Origin of the sequence: Streptomyces hirsutus, from assembly GCF_001418415.1 — a bacterium.
GTDB lineage: Bacteria > Actinomycetota > Actinomycetes > Streptomycetales > Streptomycetaceae > Streptomyces > Streptomyces hirsutus.
Map to the genome: position 1 here is coordinate 1 of NZ_LIQT01000261.1, position 15,627 is coordinate 15,627.

The 15,627-nt window shown below is 71.9% G+C and carries 11 protein-coding genes and 1 pseudogene; 1 reads left to right on the top strand and 11 read right to left on the bottom strand.

Annotated elements, in window-relative coordinates; genetic code table 11:
* The 7 genes and pseudogenes from AOK11_RS44030 to AOK11_RS19975 form a co-directional block, all read right to left on the bottom strand.
* Positions 1-263, bottom strand: a pseudogene (locus AOK11_RS44030) (hypothetical protein); the annotation flags it as partial.
* Between the two features lie 18 nt (positions 264-281).
* Complete coding sequence (locus tag AOK11_RS19950) at positions 282-848, bottom strand: hypothetical protein (protein WP_079034967.1); 567 nt, start codon at positions 846-848, stop codon at positions 282-284.
* Positions 833-1,960: a ParA family protein gene (locus AOK11_RS19955; protein ID WP_079034968.1), complete on the bottom strand. Its 1,128-nt coding sequence runs from the start codon at positions 1,958-1,960 to the stop codon at positions 833-835. Before AOK11_RS19955 ends, AOK11_RS19950 begins: the two co-directional genes overlap by 16 nt.
* A 506-nt stretch (positions 1,961-2,466) precedes the next feature.
* The gene (gene ald, locus AOK11_RS19960) at positions 2,467-3,591 is read right to left on the bottom strand and encodes an alanine dehydrogenase (RefSeq protein ID WP_055595082.1); all 1,125 of its coding nucleotides are present in this window, start codon (positions 3,589-3,591) and stop codon (positions 2,467-2,469) included.
* Between the two features lie 134 nt (positions 3,592-3,725).
* A complete protein-coding gene (locus tag AOK11_RS19965) occupies positions 3,726-5,783 on the bottom strand; it encodes a tetratricopeptide repeat protein (RefSeq protein ID WP_055595083.1) in 2,058 nt (685 codons plus the stop codon).
* Positions 5,784-5,945: 162 nt separating this feature from the next.
* Positions 5,946-6,572 carry an NUDIX domain-containing protein gene (locus AOK11_RS19970; protein WP_055595089.1) on the bottom strand — a complete coding sequence of 209 codons (627 nt, stop codon included), beginning with the start codon at positions 6,570-6,572 and terminating at the stop codon, positions 5,946-5,948.
* Between the two features lie 109 nt (positions 6,573-6,681).
* Positions 6,682-8,328 carry a CTP synthase gene (locus tag AOK11_RS19975; RefSeq protein ID WP_055595084.1) on the bottom strand — a complete coding sequence of 549 codons (1,647 nt, stop codon included), beginning with the start codon at positions 8,326-8,328 and terminating at the stop codon, positions 6,682-6,684.
* A gap of 542 nt (positions 8,329-8,870) precedes the next feature.
* On the opposite strand from AOK11_RS19975, the gene AOK11_RS19980 reads away from it, so the two are divergent.
* Complete coding sequence (locus AOK11_RS19980) at positions 8,871-10,673, top strand: glycoside hydrolase family 15 protein (RefSeq protein WP_055595085.1); 1,803 nt, start codon at positions 8,871-8,873, stop codon at positions 10,671-10,673.
* 109 nt (positions 10,674-10,782) lie between these two features.
* Here AOK11_RS19980 and AOK11_RS19985 read toward each other — a convergent pair whose 3' ends face one another.
* The 4 genes from AOK11_RS19985 to AOK11_RS20000 form a co-directional block, all read right to left on the bottom strand.
* Positions 10,783-11,919, bottom strand: a complete 1,137-nt coding sequence (locus AOK11_RS19985) for a glycosyltransferase family 4 protein (protein WP_055595086.1) — start codon at positions 11,917-11,919, stop codon at positions 10,783-10,785.
* A gap of 263 nt (positions 11,920-12,182) precedes the next feature.
* The gene (gene recN / locus AOK11_RS19990; protein WP_055595090.1) at positions 12,183-13,901 is read right to left on the bottom strand and encodes a DNA repair protein RecN; all 1,719 of its coding nucleotides are present in this window, start codon (positions 13,899-13,901) and stop codon (positions 12,183-12,185) included.
* 172 nt (positions 13,902-14,073) lie between these two features.
* Positions 14,074-14,979, bottom strand: a complete 906-nt coding sequence (locus AOK11_RS19995; RefSeq protein ID WP_055595087.1) for an NAD kinase — start codon at positions 14,977-14,979, stop codon at positions 14,074-14,076.
* Positions 14,976-15,627 (bottom strand): TlyA family RNA methyltransferase (locus AOK11_RS20000; protein WP_055595088.1); only part of this gene is annotated, 652 nt, incomplete at its 5' end. The genes AOK11_RS20000 and AOK11_RS19995, both read right to left, overlap by 4 nt.

Below are 15,627 nucleotides of genomic sequence, written 5' to 3' on the forward strand. Positions count from 1 at the left end.
GCCCTCGGGCGCCCCTCGGCACGCTCCGGGTCGTGCGTCCCCGATCCGGCGTCCCCCGCACCCGCCGCCACGGGCCCGGCGGCCGGTTCGTCGCCCGTCCCGGGGCCCGCGGGCGCCGTCCCGGGCGGCAGACCGGCGTCCGGCTCCAACCCCGCCTCCGCGGGCGGTGTCGTCGGCGGCACGCCCCCCGGCCCCCGCCCCAGCGTGCGACGGCGGCCGGGCCGCGGGCCGCGTCCGGCGGCGGGGGTGTCGTTCGAGGTCATGGCCTCCGCAGGCTACCGCTACCGTCCGCGCAGACGTCGTACGAGGATGCTGGCGTCTCCGCGGGACTCCAGGTCGGCGAGGACCACGGCGACCGCCTCGCGGACGATCCTGCCCCGGTCGACGGCCAGTCCGTGCTCGCCCCGGAGCACCAGACGGGCGTGCTCGAGGTCCATGAGCTCCTCGGCGGACACGTACACCGTGATCTTCTCGTCGTGCCGCTCGCGGCCGCTGGGCCGGCGTGCCGCCGCCCTTCCGCGCTTGCGGGGAGCCGTCTCTGCGGCCGGTCCCTCCGACGCCCCCTGCCGTCGCGCGGAGCGCTCCGGCGCGGCGCGGCTGCGGGACTCGCCCGCTTCGGCCGGCTCCGCGTCCGTGGCGACGTGCTCGGCGCCCCCGCCGTCACCACCCTGCGCGGGCACCGACTGCGGGGTGTCCTCCTGGGCCGCGGCCGCGTCGCTCTCCCCCGCGGGAGCGGGGACCCGGCCCTCGCCGTTGGCCTGGCGCCTGGGCGTGGACGCCTGGAGTGCCATCCCCCCTGTCGTACGGAAGAGTTCGTCGGCCCCCGGCAGACTCACTCGGCGTGACACCGGGCGAGCACCTCCCTGGCAAGCTGGCGGTAGGCGGCGGCGCCGACGGAGTTGGACGCGTACGTGGTGATCGGCTCACCGGCGACGGTGGTCTCCGGGAAGCGGACCGTGCGCCCGATGACCGTGTGGTAGACGTGATCGTCGAAGGCCTCGACGACACGCGCGAGCACCTCGCGGCTGTGCACCGTGCGCGAGTCGTACATCGTGGCGAGGATCCCGTCGAGTTCCAGCTCGGGGTTGAGCCGCTCCTGGACCTTCTCGATGGTCTCGGTCAGCAGGGCCACACCGCGCAGCGCGAAGAACTCGCACTCCAGCGGCACGATCACCTTGTGCGCGGCCGTCAGCGCGTTGACCGTGAGCAGGCCGAGCGAGGGCTGGCAGTCGATCACGATGTAGTCGTAGTCGTCCATGAGCGGCTTCAGCGCGCGCTGCAGTGTCGACTCGCGGGCGACCTCGGAGACCAGCTGGACCTCGGCCGCCGACAGGTCGATGTTGCTGGGCAGCAGGTCCATGTTGGGCACCGCCGTCTTCAGCAGCACCTCGTCGGCCGCCATGCCCCGCTCCATGAGCAGGTTGTAGACGGTGAGATCGAGTTCCATCGGGTTGACGCCGAGTCCGACCGACAGCGCGCCCTGCGGGTCGAAGTCGACGAGCAGCACCCGGCGTCCGTACTCCGCGAGCGCGGCGCCCAGGTTGATGGTCGACGTCGTCTTGCCGACGCCGCCCTTCTGGTTGCACATCGCGATGATCTTCGCGGGACCGTGGTCGGTCAGCGGGCCCGGGATCGGGAAGTACGGCAGCGGGCGTCCGGTCGGGCCGACGCGCTCGCGGCGCTGGCGGGCCGCGTCGGGCGCGAGGGTGGCCGCGTACTCGGGATCCGGCTCGTACTCGGCGTCGGGATCGTAGAAGTGCCCCTCGGGCAGTTCGTCGTAGTCGGCGAAATGGTTGTGGGGCGCGCCACTTCCGTCGCCGGCCATGGCGTTCACGTGATGGCCATCCATGCTCTGGTGTGCAGTGGGAGTCGCCTGCTGGATCTGATGGGGTGCGAAGGTGCGCACGGCGACGGAGCCGACAGGAGCGAACCCCGCGGGACCTCGCCCCCGTGCAGTCATTCCTGGGTGACCACCCCCGGGAGTAAATGTCGACTCATTCACAAGTCGTCTTACCTCCTTGGTGACCAGGAAACTTCTAGACAGGTCAGCGTGGCATCATGCCGACGGTTGGCGACTCTATGGCGTGTCGGCGGTCCGCAGCAACACAATCCGCCGGACCCGGCCCGATGTGTCGACAATGAAACATCCCTCTGTCAAGGGCGTACGGCCGTCGCACGGCAGGTTTCACCGGTGTGCGAATCGGTGGAAGGGGTGCGTTCGAGGCGAGTTGCCCCTGATCCGTGAAGTGACCATACACACATCTCGCCGCGCCCGATGGGCAAGGTGGGTCCGGATGCATGACGTTGACCAAAGAAGTTGACGTATCGCCTTTGTCGAGCGCGACTTGGTCGACTTAACGCCCGGAGGCGGCCTCCGGGCGTCGAGTCGGGGACGGCCACGCGGAGACGGCCCGGGGCGGCGTCCGCGCGGCGCCTTCCCGGTCCGGCCGGGCAGCGCGACGGGGTTCAGCCGAGCAGCGCGGCGAGTTCGACGTGGTCCAGACCGTGTGCTGCGGCGACCTCCCGGTAAACGACCTCACCGTCATGCGTGTTGAGGCCCTTGGCGAGCGCGGGGTCGCGGCGCAGCGCCTCCACCCAGCCGCGGTTCGCGAGCTCGACGATGTACGGCAGCGTGGCGTTGGTGAGCGCGTAGGTGGAGGTGTTGGGCACGGCGCCGGGCATGTTGGCGACGCAGTAGAAGACCGAATCGTGGACCGTGAAGGTCGGCTCGGCGTGGGTGGTCGGGCGGGAGTCCTCGAAGCAGCCGCCCTGGTCGATCGCGATGTCGACGAGGACGCTCCCGCTCTTCATCCGCGAGACGAGGTCGTTGGTGACCAGCTTCGGCGCCTTGGCGCCGGGGATCAGCACGGCGCCGATCACGAGATCGGCCTCGATGCAGGCCTTCTCCAGCTCGAAGGTGTTGGAGACGACCGTCTGGATCTTCGTGCCGAAGACCCGGTCCGCCTCACGGAGCTTGTTGATGTCCTTGTCGAGCAGGGTCACGTGGAAGCCCATGCCGACGGCGATCTGCGCGGCGCTCCAGCCGGAGACGCCTCCGCCGATGACCACGGCACGGCCGGCCGGCACCCCGGGGACCCCGCCGGGCAGCACGCCGCGGCCGCCGCCGGCCCGCATCAGGTGGTAGGCGCCGACCTGGGCGGACAGCCGGCCCGCGACCTCGGACATGGGGGCGAGCAGCGGCAGCGCGCGACCGGGCAGCTCGACGGTCTCGTAGGCGATCGCGGTGGTGCCGGAGGCCAGGAGGGCGTTCGTGCACTCCCTGGAGGCGGCCAGGTGCAGGTAGGTGAAGAGGGTCTGGTCCTTGCGCAGCCGGTGGTACTCCTCGGCGACGGGCTCCTTGACCTTCAGCAGCAGGTCGGCGGCGGCCCACACCTCGTCGGCGGTGTCGAGTATCTGCCCGCCCGCGGTGATGTACTCGCCGTCCGGGATCGAGGAGCCCACGCCGGCGCCGCGTTCGATGACGACCTGGTGACCGTGGCGCACCAGCTCGTGCACGCCGGCGGGGGTGATGGACACCCGGAACTCGTTGTTCTTGACCTCGCGGGGGATGCCGACCTTCACGTCGATCACGGTCCTTGGTTCGGGGACATGAGGTAGTGCTACACATACCCGGGCACACGTGCGCACACCGGGAGAGACCGCGGAAGACGACGCGGCAAGACCATTTCAATGAAGGCATTCCCGCTGCACAGCCTTACAAAGCATCAATCTTCCGCGAGAGAGCCGAGGATTTCGTAGGCGCTGCCTTCTTGTTTCGGGTCGATTCCGGGCTCCTGGGCCTCTTCTTCCAGCATCTGCTCCGCCGAGCTTCGGTGCAGCGCGGCCGACGTGGGGTCTCCCAGGTGGTCGAAGGTGTCGGCGAGCCGCAGGTGCAGCGCGGCCTGCAGCCGGGTGTCCTCGGCCCGCCGGGCCCACTCCACCGCCTCCCGGCAGGTGCGCAGCGAATCCTCGGGACGGCCCGCGTACTCCTGGACCCGGGCCAGTTCGCTCAACGCGCGCGCCTGGGCGGCCAGATCTCCGTTCTTCCGGTGCCCGGCGACCGCCGCCCGCCAGTTCCGCAGCGCCTCGCCGTAGCGGCCGGCGTAGGTGTGGGCGGCGGCGATCCGGCCGTACAGGCGGGCGGCGTCCGCGCGCTCGCCCTGGGCGAGCCGCTCGGCCAGGGCCCGGCCGAACCAGTCGGCGGCCCGGTCGAAGTCGCCGAGCTCCAGATGGGCGCCTCCCACGGATTCCGTGGCGCGGCCGGTCGCGTACGCATCGTTCGCCGCGCGGCCGGCGTCCAGCGCGGCCCGGTAGCGCGCCAGCGCGTCGGCCGTGCGGCCGGTACGGGCGTCGAGGTCGCCGAGGTTCAGCAGGGCCGCGGCCTGCTCGCGGGGAAGTCTCCGGCGTTCGGCCACGTCGAGGACCAGGTGGTGGATGCCGTAGAGGTCGCCGGCGGCGGCCCGGGTCCCGAAGTGGGCCACCATGGCGCGCACCAGCTGGGCCATCAGGCGGCGGGCCAGGGTGTCCAGCGTCCCGTCGGCGACCGCGAGGCGGGCCGAGGCCAGCAGGGCGGGCCTGCGGACGCGCAGCCAGTCGGCGGCGTCGCGGGGGCTGGGGAAGCGCAGGGAGCGCGGCATCCCGAGGAGCTTCTCGCGTGCCTGGGGGCTGTCGGTCTCGGTGATGGCCCTGCACGACTGGAGCAGCCGTACGGTCCGTTCCAGCATGCGGGCGCGGGCCAGCTGGAGCTCCCCGGGCCGTTCGTGGGCCTCGGCGAGGCCTTTCAGCAGGGGGTACAGGCAGCCGGGCACCTCGTACTGCGGCGGCGAGGTCTCCACGGCGTGCAGCAGACCCACGGAGACGAAGTCGTCCAGGATGGTGCGCGCGCTGCTCACCGAGCATCCCGCGAGGGCGGAGGCGGTGTGCGGGTCGGCCAGGCCGGCCGGGGCGAGGCTCAGCAGACGCAGTATCCGGGCGGCGGGCGCGGGCAGCTCGTCGTGCACCAGCCGCAGGGCGCGGCCGGTCACGGTGCCCTCGTCGGCTCCGGCGTGCAGATGCCTGGCGAGGTCGGCGACGGCGGCCTTGGGCCGGGCGGCGAGCCAGCCGCCGGCCAGGACCAGGGCGGCGGGCTGTCCCTGGCACTGCTCGGCCAGGCCCTCCGCGGCCCGCGGGTCGACGGTGATGCGGACCGAGCCGGCGATCCGGGACAGCAGTTCCACGGAGGACTTGGTGTCGAGGCCGCCGAGGGTGCAGGGGCGGACGTCGGAGATGCCGGTCAGCGGGCCCTGGGAGATGGCGATCACCAGGCAGTCGGGATTGTCCGGCAGCAGGGCGTCGACCTGCTCGGCGTCGGCCGCGTCGTCCAGCAGGAGCAGCGTCCGGCGGCCGGCCAGGGCGGTCCGCAGCGCCTCGACGAGATCGTCCTCGTCGGCGCCGGCCGGGGTGGGCACCTCGAGCGCGTCGAGCAGTTCCCGCACGGAGCGCTCGACGGGCACGCGCGCGCCGTCGGTCTCGCTCAGCCGGGCGCGCAGTACTCCGTCGGGGTAGCGGTCGGCGACCTGGCGGACGAGTTCCTCACCGAGCGTCGTCCGGCCGGAGCCGGGCCGGCCGGCGATGAGCAGCACCCGGGCGCGGGGAGCCTTGCGGCCGGAGAGGGTGTCGAGCCCGGCGCGCTCGATGTCGGCCCGGAGTTCCTTCAACTCTCTGGTGCGGCCCAGGAATCGGGTCTCCGCGGCAACGTCGTGGGAGAACCGCACGCCGTCCGTGTCCACCGCCTGGTCCGTCACGGGCCACACTCCCGTCCCACCGCACGCGCAAGCCCGCCGGGACTCCGGATCGGACGTTTTTCAGAGCCTAGTTCACGCTCTGCTACGTTCCGTGTGGAGCACGGCGGACGCATCCCCCGATCGGATCAGCCGATGGTCACATCACAAGGAGACCGGGGTGGTTCAGGCCTCGAACGGGCGGGCAGGCCACGGCGCCTCGGCCGGACGCAGCGCGTCGAGTCCGTCTCCGTCCCGCGCGGCGACGAGCGAAAGCACACCCACCACCAGGCAGTTGTTGTGCAGTTCGCCGGCCAGCACGCCGCGGACCAGGTCCGTGACGGGCACCCGGGCCAGTTCCATGTCCGCCTCTTCGTCCTCGACGTCGAAGCGGTCGCCGTCGGCCTCGGACAGCCCCCGGGCCAGGAAGATCCGCACGGCCTCGTCGCAGCCGCCGGCGGTGGTGTAGACGTCGGTCAGCACCCGCCAGTCCTCCGCCTTGACGTGTGCCTCCTCGTACAGCTCCCGCTGGGCGGCGTGCAGCGGGTTCTCGCCGGGGACGTCGAGCAGGCCGGCCGGAATCTCCCACAGCTTGTGGCGCACGGGGTGGCGGTACTGGCGCAGGACCAGGACGCGGTCGGTGTCGTCGAGGGCGAGGACGGCCACGGAGCCGGGGTGGACCTGGTAGTCACGGTGGACCACGGTCCCGTTGGGCATGACCACGTCGTCGGTGCGTACGGAGGTCTTGTTGCCGACGAAGGGCGTCCTGGTTGCCCGGACCTCCCACTCCTCCGGGGTGTCCTTGATGGTCATTCCGGTCATTCCGGTCCTTCCCAGACGTACAGGCGTACTGGCACACAGCGGCGGCCGGGGCGCTCGCCGATTGAGGGTTTCACGCCCCGGCAACCGTACAACCGGTGTGCTACTTCGAGATCTTCCGCTCGACCGCGGCCTTGACGAGGCCCGCGAACAGCGGGTGCGGACGCGTCGGACGCGAGCGCAGCTCCGGGTGCGCCTGGGTCGCGACCAGGTACGGGTGGACCTCGCGCGGGTACTCGACGTACTCGACGAGCTTGCCGTCCGGGGAGGTGCCGGAGAAGACGATGCCGGCCTTCTTCTCCAGCTCCGCGCGGTAGGCGTTGTTCACCTCGTAGCGGTGCCGGTGGCGCTCCTCGACGTACTCCTTGCCGTCGTACACCTCGCGCACGATCGAGCCCTCGGCCAGCTTGGCCGGGTACATGCCGAGCCGCATCGTGCCGCCCAGGTCGCCGTCACCGGCGACGATGTCGAGCTGCTCGGCCATGGTGGAGATGACCGGGTGGGAGGTCGCCGGGTCGAACTCGGTGGAGTTGGCGTCGGAGATGTCCGCGAGGTTGCGGGCCGCGTCGATCACGATGCACTGCAGGCCCAGGCAGAGACCGAGCAGCGGAATCCGGTTCTCGCGCGCGAAGCGGATCGCGCCGACCTTGCCGAGCACCCCGCGGTCCCCGAAGCCGCCGGGGATGCAGATGGCGTCGACGTCACCGAGCTGCGCCTGGGCGCCGGCCGCGGTCTTGCAGTCGTCGGAGGTGACCCACTTGATCTTCACCCGGGCCTTGTTGGCGAAACCGCCCGCGCGCAGCGCCTCGGTGACCGAGAGGTAGGCGTCGGGCAGGTCGATGTACTTGCCGACCAGGGCGAGGGTGATCTCGTGGTCGGGGTTGTGGACCCGGTCGAGCAGGTCGTCCCAGGTCCTCCAGTCCACGTCCCGGAAGGGCAGGTCCAGCTTGCGCACGACGTAGGCGTCCAGGCCCTCGGTGTGGATGACCTTCGGGATGTCGTAGATCGAACGGGCGTCGGGGCAGGCGACCACGGCGGCCTCGTCGACGTCGCACATCAGCGAGATCTTCCGCTTGATCGCGGTCGGCACCTCGCGGTCGCAGCGCAGCACGATCGCGTCCGGCTGGATACCGATGTTGCGCAGCGCCGCGACCGAGTGCTGGGTGGGCTTCGTCTTCAGCTCACCCGAGGGACCGATGTACGGCAGGAGCGAGATGTGGACGACGAACACGTTGTCGCGGCCGACCTCGTGCCGCACCTGGCGGACGGTCTCCAGGAACGGCAGCGACTCGATGTCGCCGACCGTGCCGCCGACCTCGGTGATCACGACGTCGACCTCGTCCGTCGCCATGCGGCGGATGCGGTGCTTGATCTCGTTGGTGATGTGCGGGATGACCTGCACGGTGTCGCCGAGGTACTCACCGCGCCGCTCCTTGGCGATCACGGTCGAGTAGACCTGGCCCGTGGTGACGTTGGCGGAGCCGTCCAGGTCACGGTCGAGGAAGCGTTCGTAGTGCCCGATGTCCAGGTCGGTCTCGGCTCCGTCGTTGGTGACGAAGACCTCACCGTGCTGGAAGGGGTTCATCGTGCCGGGGTCGACGTTGAGGTACGGGTCGAGCTTCTGCATGACGACGCGCAGACCGCGGGCCTTGAGCAGCATGCCGAGGCTGGAGGCGGTCAGCCCCTTGCCGAGCGAGGAGGCGACACCCCCGGTGACGAAGATGTGCTTGGTCGTCGTGGATTTTGGCATGGCCAAGAGGGGGCTCCCGTGGTCGCGGTCTGGGGGTGCGGGGCGACCGGCTGCCGGAGGAATCCGGCGGCGCCGTCGCTGCGGTTCGGGGGTGCCCTTTTTGGATTTCCCCTCCGGGGAAGGGGCCCACCGGTCCACGGGCTACCAGCGTATCAGCGCCGCGGGACAATGCTGTCCGGGCACGGTCCGGGCACGCTCCGCGCATGCGCGGACACGCTTCCGTGACCCGTCACACGTCCCTCACCCTCTGCTCACCCGTTCGGCGGATGCGCGTTGGCCGGAGCGGCACACAGACCGTCTACGTGCGTCGTATCCTGCTCGGACACCCGCTGGCGAGCCCGGCCGGCCGAACGGCACCACCCCCGCCCGTCTCACCGGAACAACACAAGCTCGTCAGTTCGTTGAGTAACAATGGGCGCTTTGCATTCACGGCTGAGCGACTGCTTTGCTTCATCGCTCAACGACGCATTTCAAAAAAACCCCTTGACCGCACCAGCGACAACCCCTTGTGGGGTGACGTGGCCGTTCGACTGGAGTTGCACGTGGCCGGGCGCATCGAAGATTACGCACTCATCGGAGACATGCAGACCGCTGCCCTGGTCTGCCGGGACGGCACGGTGGACTGGCTGTGCCTGCCCCGCTTCGACTCGCACGCCATCTTCGCCGGCCTGCTGGGCACCGAAGAACACGGCTTCTGGCGGATCGGCCCGGCGCATGCTCCCGATGCCCAGCCGCCGGCCGCGACCCGGCGCGGCTACCGCGGCGACTCGCTGATCCTGGAGTCCGAGTGGGACACCGGCCGCGGCACGGTCCGGGTGACCGATTTCATGCCTCCGCGCGACGGTGCGCCGCAGCTCATCCGCATCGTGGAGGGCGTCTCGGGCCGCGTGCCGATGCGCTCGGCGCTCCGGATGCGTTTCTCCTACGGCCGGGTGGTGCCGTGGGTGCACAGGCACGAGGGACGCACGGTCGCCGTCGCGGGCCCGGACTCGGTGTGGTTCGACACGTCCGCCGAGACGTACGGGCAGTCCCTGACGACGTACTCGGACTTCACGGTGGCGCCGGGCGACCGGATCGCGTTCACGCTGTCGTGGCAGCCCTCGCACAAGGAGCCGCCGCCGCTGCCGGAGCCGGAGCAGTCGCTGGAGGCGACGGAGGACTTCTGGCGGGAGTGGGTGGAGCACTGTACGTACCACGGCCCCTACCGCGAGGCCGTGATCCGCTCCCTGATCACGCTGAAGGCACTCACCTACGCCCCGACCGGCGGCATCGTCGCCGCGCCCACCACCTCCCTGCCGGAGGACATCGGCGGCGTCCGCAACTGGGACTACCGCTACACCTGGCTGCGGGACGCGGCGATCACCCTGTCCTCGCTGCTGCGCACCGGCTATCGCGAGGAGGCCCGCGCCTGGCGCGAGTGGCTGCTGCGCGCGGTGGCCGGCGACCCGGAGAACCTGCAGATCATGTACGGCATCGCCGGTGAGCGCGAGCTCGGCGAGGCGGAGCTGGACTGGCTGCCCGGCTACGAGAACTCCGCCCCGGTCCGGGTGGGCAACGGCGCGGCGCACCAGCTCCAGCTGGATGTGTACGGCGAGGTCACCGAGGCCCTGCACCTGGCCCACATGACGGGCCTGGCCCGCAACGACTACGCGTCCCTGCTCCAGGTGAAGCTGATCAACTACCTGGAGAAGCACTGGACGGAGCCGGACGAGGGCATCTGGGAGGTGCGCGGCCCGCGCCGCCACTTCGTGCACTCCAAGGTGATGGCCTGGGTCGCCGTCGACCGCACCATCAAGCTCATCGAGTCCGGTGACGTGGACGGCCCGCTGGAGCGCTGGAAGCAGCTGCGTGACGACATCCACCGGGACGTGTGCGAGAAGGGCTACGACAAGGAGCGCAACACGTTCACGCAGTCGTACGGCTCGAAGGAGCTGGACGCCTCGCTGCTGCTGATCCCGCAGATGGGCTTCCTGCCGCCGGACGACAAGCGGGTGATCGGCACCATCGAGGCGATCCAGCGCGAGCTGTCCACCTCGGACGGCTTCATCCTGCGCTACCCGACGGAGGGCTCCGACGAGGGCGTCGACGGGCTGCCGGGCGACGAGGGCGCTTTCCTCGCCTGCTCGTTCTGGATGGCCGACGACCTGGCGATGATCGGCCGCGTGGACGAGGCCCGCAGGCTGTTCGAGAGGCTGCTGGCCCTGCGCAACGACCTGGGCCTGCTCGCCGAGGAGTGGGACCCGGTGCGGCAGCGCCAGGTCGGCAACTTCCCGCAGGCCTTCAGTCACGTCCCCCTCATCGACACGGCCCTGCGCCTGACGGCCTCGGGGGCGTACGGGGGCTGAGCGGGCACGCTGTCCGCCGGACGGGCCCGGCCCGTCCGGCGGAGGCGGCCGGGAGCGGTGGCCGGGAGCGCGGCCCCGCGCGGAAGGCGGCGCGTCCGGTCCGGCGGTCTCAGATCAGGGGCCGGGGCTGCGTCAACTCGTCGTAGACGCTGAGGACCTGGGCCACCGCCTCGTCCTCCGTCGGCCATCCGGCCGCCTGCCGGACGCCCTTGGTCCTGAGTTCGTCCCGGCGTCCGGGGTCGCCGAGGAGCCGTACGACGGCGTCGGCGAGGGCACGCGCGTTGCGGTACGGGACGAGTTCGGCGGCGTCGCCGACCAGTTCGGGGATGCCGCCGGCGGCGGCCGCGACGAGCGGCACGCGCGCGTGGAGGGCCTGCTGGGCGAGGACGGAGCGTCCCTCCCGTCGGCTCGGCAGCAGCGCGAGGTCGGCGGCCTCCAGCAGGTCGGTGATGTCGTCGCGCCCTCCGACGAGCCGGACCGGCAGGTCCTCGTCCGTGATCCGGCGCTGGAGTTCACCACGCAGCGACCCCTCCCCCGCGACGGCGACCAGCGGCTGGGGGTCGAGGCGGCGCCATCCGTGCGCGGCGTCGAGCAGGGTGTGGTGGCCGCGGTCGCGTTCGAGGGCGCCGACGGCGATCAGCAACGGGCGTCCGATGGCGCCGAGTTCGGCCAGGAGTTTGAGCTGCGACCCGTCCGGGTCCTCCGCCTGCGGGGCCGTGCGCAGCCCGGGGAAGGCGACGGCCGCCAGCCTCGCGTCCCGCGCTCCGGTCCGGCGTGCCCGGTCGACCAGGGCGGAGGTGGTCCCGAGCACCACGGTGGCCGCCTTGACGACCCGCCGCTCCATCAGCCGCAGGACGTGCGCGCGGGCGCCCTCGGCGGGCGCCCGGTCGTGCCAGGTGACGATCAGCGGGGTGCGCCGCCCGCCGAGGGCGAGCACGGTCCTGAAAGAGGCGTGCAGACCGTGCGCGTGCACCAGGTCGGCGTCCGCGCACGCCGCCCGCAGCGCGGACAACGAGCCGGGGTCGCTGCTGCGCGGCACGTGCACGTGCTCGGCGCCGACGTACGTGAAGCCGTAGGCGTGCTCTGCCTCGATGGGGGCGCACACCGCGACCCGCACGCCCCGCGCGACGAGCCCCGCGGCCAGCGAGCGCACGTGGGCGCTGGTCGCGGCGGTGCCGCCGCCCAGCACCTGCACGGTGCGCAGCGGCGTCTGGCCGTGCGGTGAGTGGCTGCTCACGGGGGTCACGTGGCCGAGCTCCTGGTTCGGGTCGGGTGGTCCCGAAGAACGTACAGAAGGACCGTGCGGAGAGGATGGGCCGCACGGTCTCCTACGCGTGCTCGGTCAAGCATGCCAGGAAGCAAGGGAATTCCGGCAACGACCGGAGCGGCCGTCCGCAGCGGAGCGGACGGAAACGTCACCCGTACGAGTGACGAAGTACCTCCTGTCGGCCGACGCCTCCGTGGACGACCGGCCGACCGCCGGCTCCCTCAGCCGTCCGCGTGGGGCTGTCAGCCGTCCGCGCGTGCCGTCGCCAGGAGTTCCTCCGCGTGGGCGCGGGCCGTCTCGGAGTCCTCCTGGCCGGCCAGCATCCGCGACAGTTCCCGGATCCGGTCCTCCCCTTCGAGGACCTTCACACCGGACCGGGTGACCGTGCCGTCGTTCGTCTTCGCCACCAGCAGCTGCCGGTCCGCGAAGGCGGCCACCTGCGGCAGATGGGTGACGACCACGACCTGGGCGCTCTTCGCCAGCTTGGCGAGCCGCCGCCCGATCTCGACGGCCGCCTTGCCGCCGACACCGGCGTCGACCTCGTCGAACAGATACGTGGGCACCGGGTCCGTCCCGGCGAACACGACCTCCACGGCCAGCATCACGCGCGACAGTTCACCGCCGGAGGCGCCCTTGGCGATGGGCCGGGGCGGCGCGCCGGGGTGCGGGGCGAGCAGCAGCTCCACCTCGTCGACGCCCGACGGTCCGTGGGCGACCGTGCGCCCGCCGACCTCGACGCCGTCCGGGTCCTCCGTCTGCCGGATGTCGAACGACACGCGCGCGTGCGGCATGGCGAGGGAGGCGAGCTCCGCGGTGACGGCGGCCGCGAAGCGCTCCGCGGCCTCGGTGCGCGCCTGGGAGAGGGTCTGTGCCAGCCCGCCCAGTTCGGCCCGCAGGCGGTCGCGTTCGGCGGTGAGTTCCTCGATCCGCTCGTCGTCGCCGTCCAGGTCGGTGAGGCGCGCGGCGCTCTCCTCGGCCCAGGCCAGCACGGCGGAGATGTCCTGGCCGTACTTGCGGGTGAGCCCGGTGAGCGCGGCCCGGCGTTCCTCGACCGCCGCCAGCCGCAGTGGATCGGCGTCCAGGTCGTCGGCGTACCCGGCGAGGTCCCCGGCGACGTCCCGCAGCAGGATGCCGACCTCGCCGATCCGGTCGGTGAGCGCGGCCAGCTCCGGATCGTGTGCCCGGACGGCCTCCAGGGCCCGCTGGGCGCCCGCGACGAGCGTTCCCGCGTCGACGCTCTCGGGATCCTCCGGGTTTCCGGCGAGAGCGGCGTGGGCGAGGGACGCTGCGGACGCCAGGGCCTCGGCGTGCCCGAGCCGTTCGGCCTCCTCCGCCAGTTCCACGTCCTCGCCGGCGCGGGGCTCCACGCCGGCGATCTCGTCGAGCCCGAAGCGCAGCATGTCGGCCTCCTGGGTCCGTTCACGCGCGCGGGTGGTGAGCTCCTCGAGTTCCGTGGTGACGGCCCGCAGCCGCTTGTACGCCCCCGTGTACTCGGCGAGCGGCCCGGCGACCGCGTCGCCCGCGTACCGGTCGAGCGCCTGCCGCTGCCGGGACTGCTTGAGGAGCCCCTGCTGGTCGGTCTGCCCGTGCACCGCCACCAGGTCGTCGGCGATCTCGGCGAGGAGCCCCACGGGCACGCTCCGCCCGCCCAGGTGGGCCCGGGAACGCCCCTCGGCGGAAACGGTACGGCTGATCAGCAGCGCCCCGTCGTCGAGCTCGGCCCCGGCCTCTCCCGCGCGTGCGGCGGCCGCGGCGCCCTCGGGCACGGAGATCCGCCCCTCGACGACCGCGTTCCTGGCACCGATCCGCACCAGCGCCGCGTCCGCTCTTCCCCCCAGCAGCAGCCCGAGACTGGTGACCACCATGGTCTTGCCCGCGCCCGTCTCACCGGTGACTGCGGTGAAGCCGGGTGAAAGCTCGACCACGGCGTCGTCGATGACTCCGAGCGACCGTATCCGCATCTCCTCCAACACGTCCCAGACCTTACGAGGTTTTCCTCGCGCCGTGCGACGCCGCCCCCCGCCCGGACGAAAACACCGCAGGTCGTCACCCACGAGCGGGACCCCGCTCACCGGCGGGTCCCGGTGCCCCGGTACGGCGCGGGCGGAGGCCGGACGAAGGGGAATGCGCGTGCTAGTGCGGTGCTCCCCGCCACCCCGAGACCGGCAGTGCGAACTTCGCCACCAGCCGGTCCGTGAACGAGGCGTGATGCAGCCGGGCCAGCCGGACCGGGACGGCACCGCGCCGGACCTCCACCCGCGCGCCGGCCGGTAGTTCCACGGTCCGACGCCCGTCGCACCACAGCACGCCGGGCGGGACGTGCGGCAGCATCTCCACCGCGAGCACCGAGTCCGGCGAGGTCACCAGCGGTTTGGCGAACAGGGCGTGCGCGCTGATCGGCACCATCAGCAGCGCCTCGACCTCGGGCCACACCACGGGCCCGCCGGCGGAGAACGCGTACGCGGTCGATCCGGTCGGGGTGGCGCACACGATGCCGTCGCAGCCGAACCCGGTCACCGGACGCCCGTCGATCTCCAGCACGACCTCCAGCATCCGCTCGGCGGACACCTTCTGCACGGCGGCCTCGTTCAGCGCCCAGTCCGTGTGCACGATGGTGCCGTTCTGGTGCACGACGACGTCGACGGTCATCCGTTCCTCGACCTCGTACGCCTTGCTCACCACCCGGTCGACGACCTTGTCGAGGTCGTCCCGTTCGGCCTCGGCGAGGAAGCCGACGCTGCCGAGGTTCACGCCGAGCATCGGCACGCCCGAGGCGCGGGCGAACTCCGCACCGCGCAGCAGGGTGCCGTCGCCGCCCAGCACGATCAGCAGTTCGCAGCCGTCGAGGCACTCGGGGGTGGCCTCCCTGACGGTCTCCACCTCGTCCGGCAGCGGCAGGTCCCGTGCCTCGGTCTCCAGCACCCGCACCCCGATTCCGGAGTGCAGCAGCCCTTTGACCACGAGTTCCGCGCTGCGGATGGCCGCCGGGCGGCCGGTGTGGGCGAGCAGGAAAACGGTACGCACTCGGTTCGGTGTCAAAGCGGCCCCTCCGCCACTGCACGGTCGACGTCGGCCGGGTCCAGTTCCGGAGCCCCGGCCCGCAGCCACAGAAAGTACTCGACATTCCCCGAGGGTCCGGGCAGCGGACTCGCGGTCACGCCCTTCGCCCCCAGTCCCAGCTCCCAGGCCTTGGCGGCCACTCCCCGCACGGCCTCGGCGCGCAACTGCGGGCTGCGGACGACGCCGCCGCTGCCCAGCCGCTCCTTGCCCACCTCGAACTGCGGCTTGACCATCATCACCAGATCGGCGTCCGGCCGCACGCACCGTGTCAGGGCGGGCAGGACCAGCCCGAGCGGGATGAAGGACAGATCCCCCACGACAAGATCCACAGGCTCCCCATCGATTGCTTCAAGCGTCAACTCCCGTACGTTCGTACGGTCCTTGACGGTGACGCGTTCATCGTTTCGGAGAGACCAGGCGAGTTGTCCGTATCCGACGTCCACGGCGACCACGTGCGCGGCCCCGGCCCGGAGCAGGACGTCGGTGAAGCCACCGGTCGAGGCACCGGCGTCCAGCGCCCGCCGCCCCTGGACGACCAGCCCCTGCGGCACGAACGCCTCGAACGCGCCGGCGAGCTTGTGACCGCCGCGCGACACGTAGCCCGGGTCGCCGGCGCGTTCGAGGCGT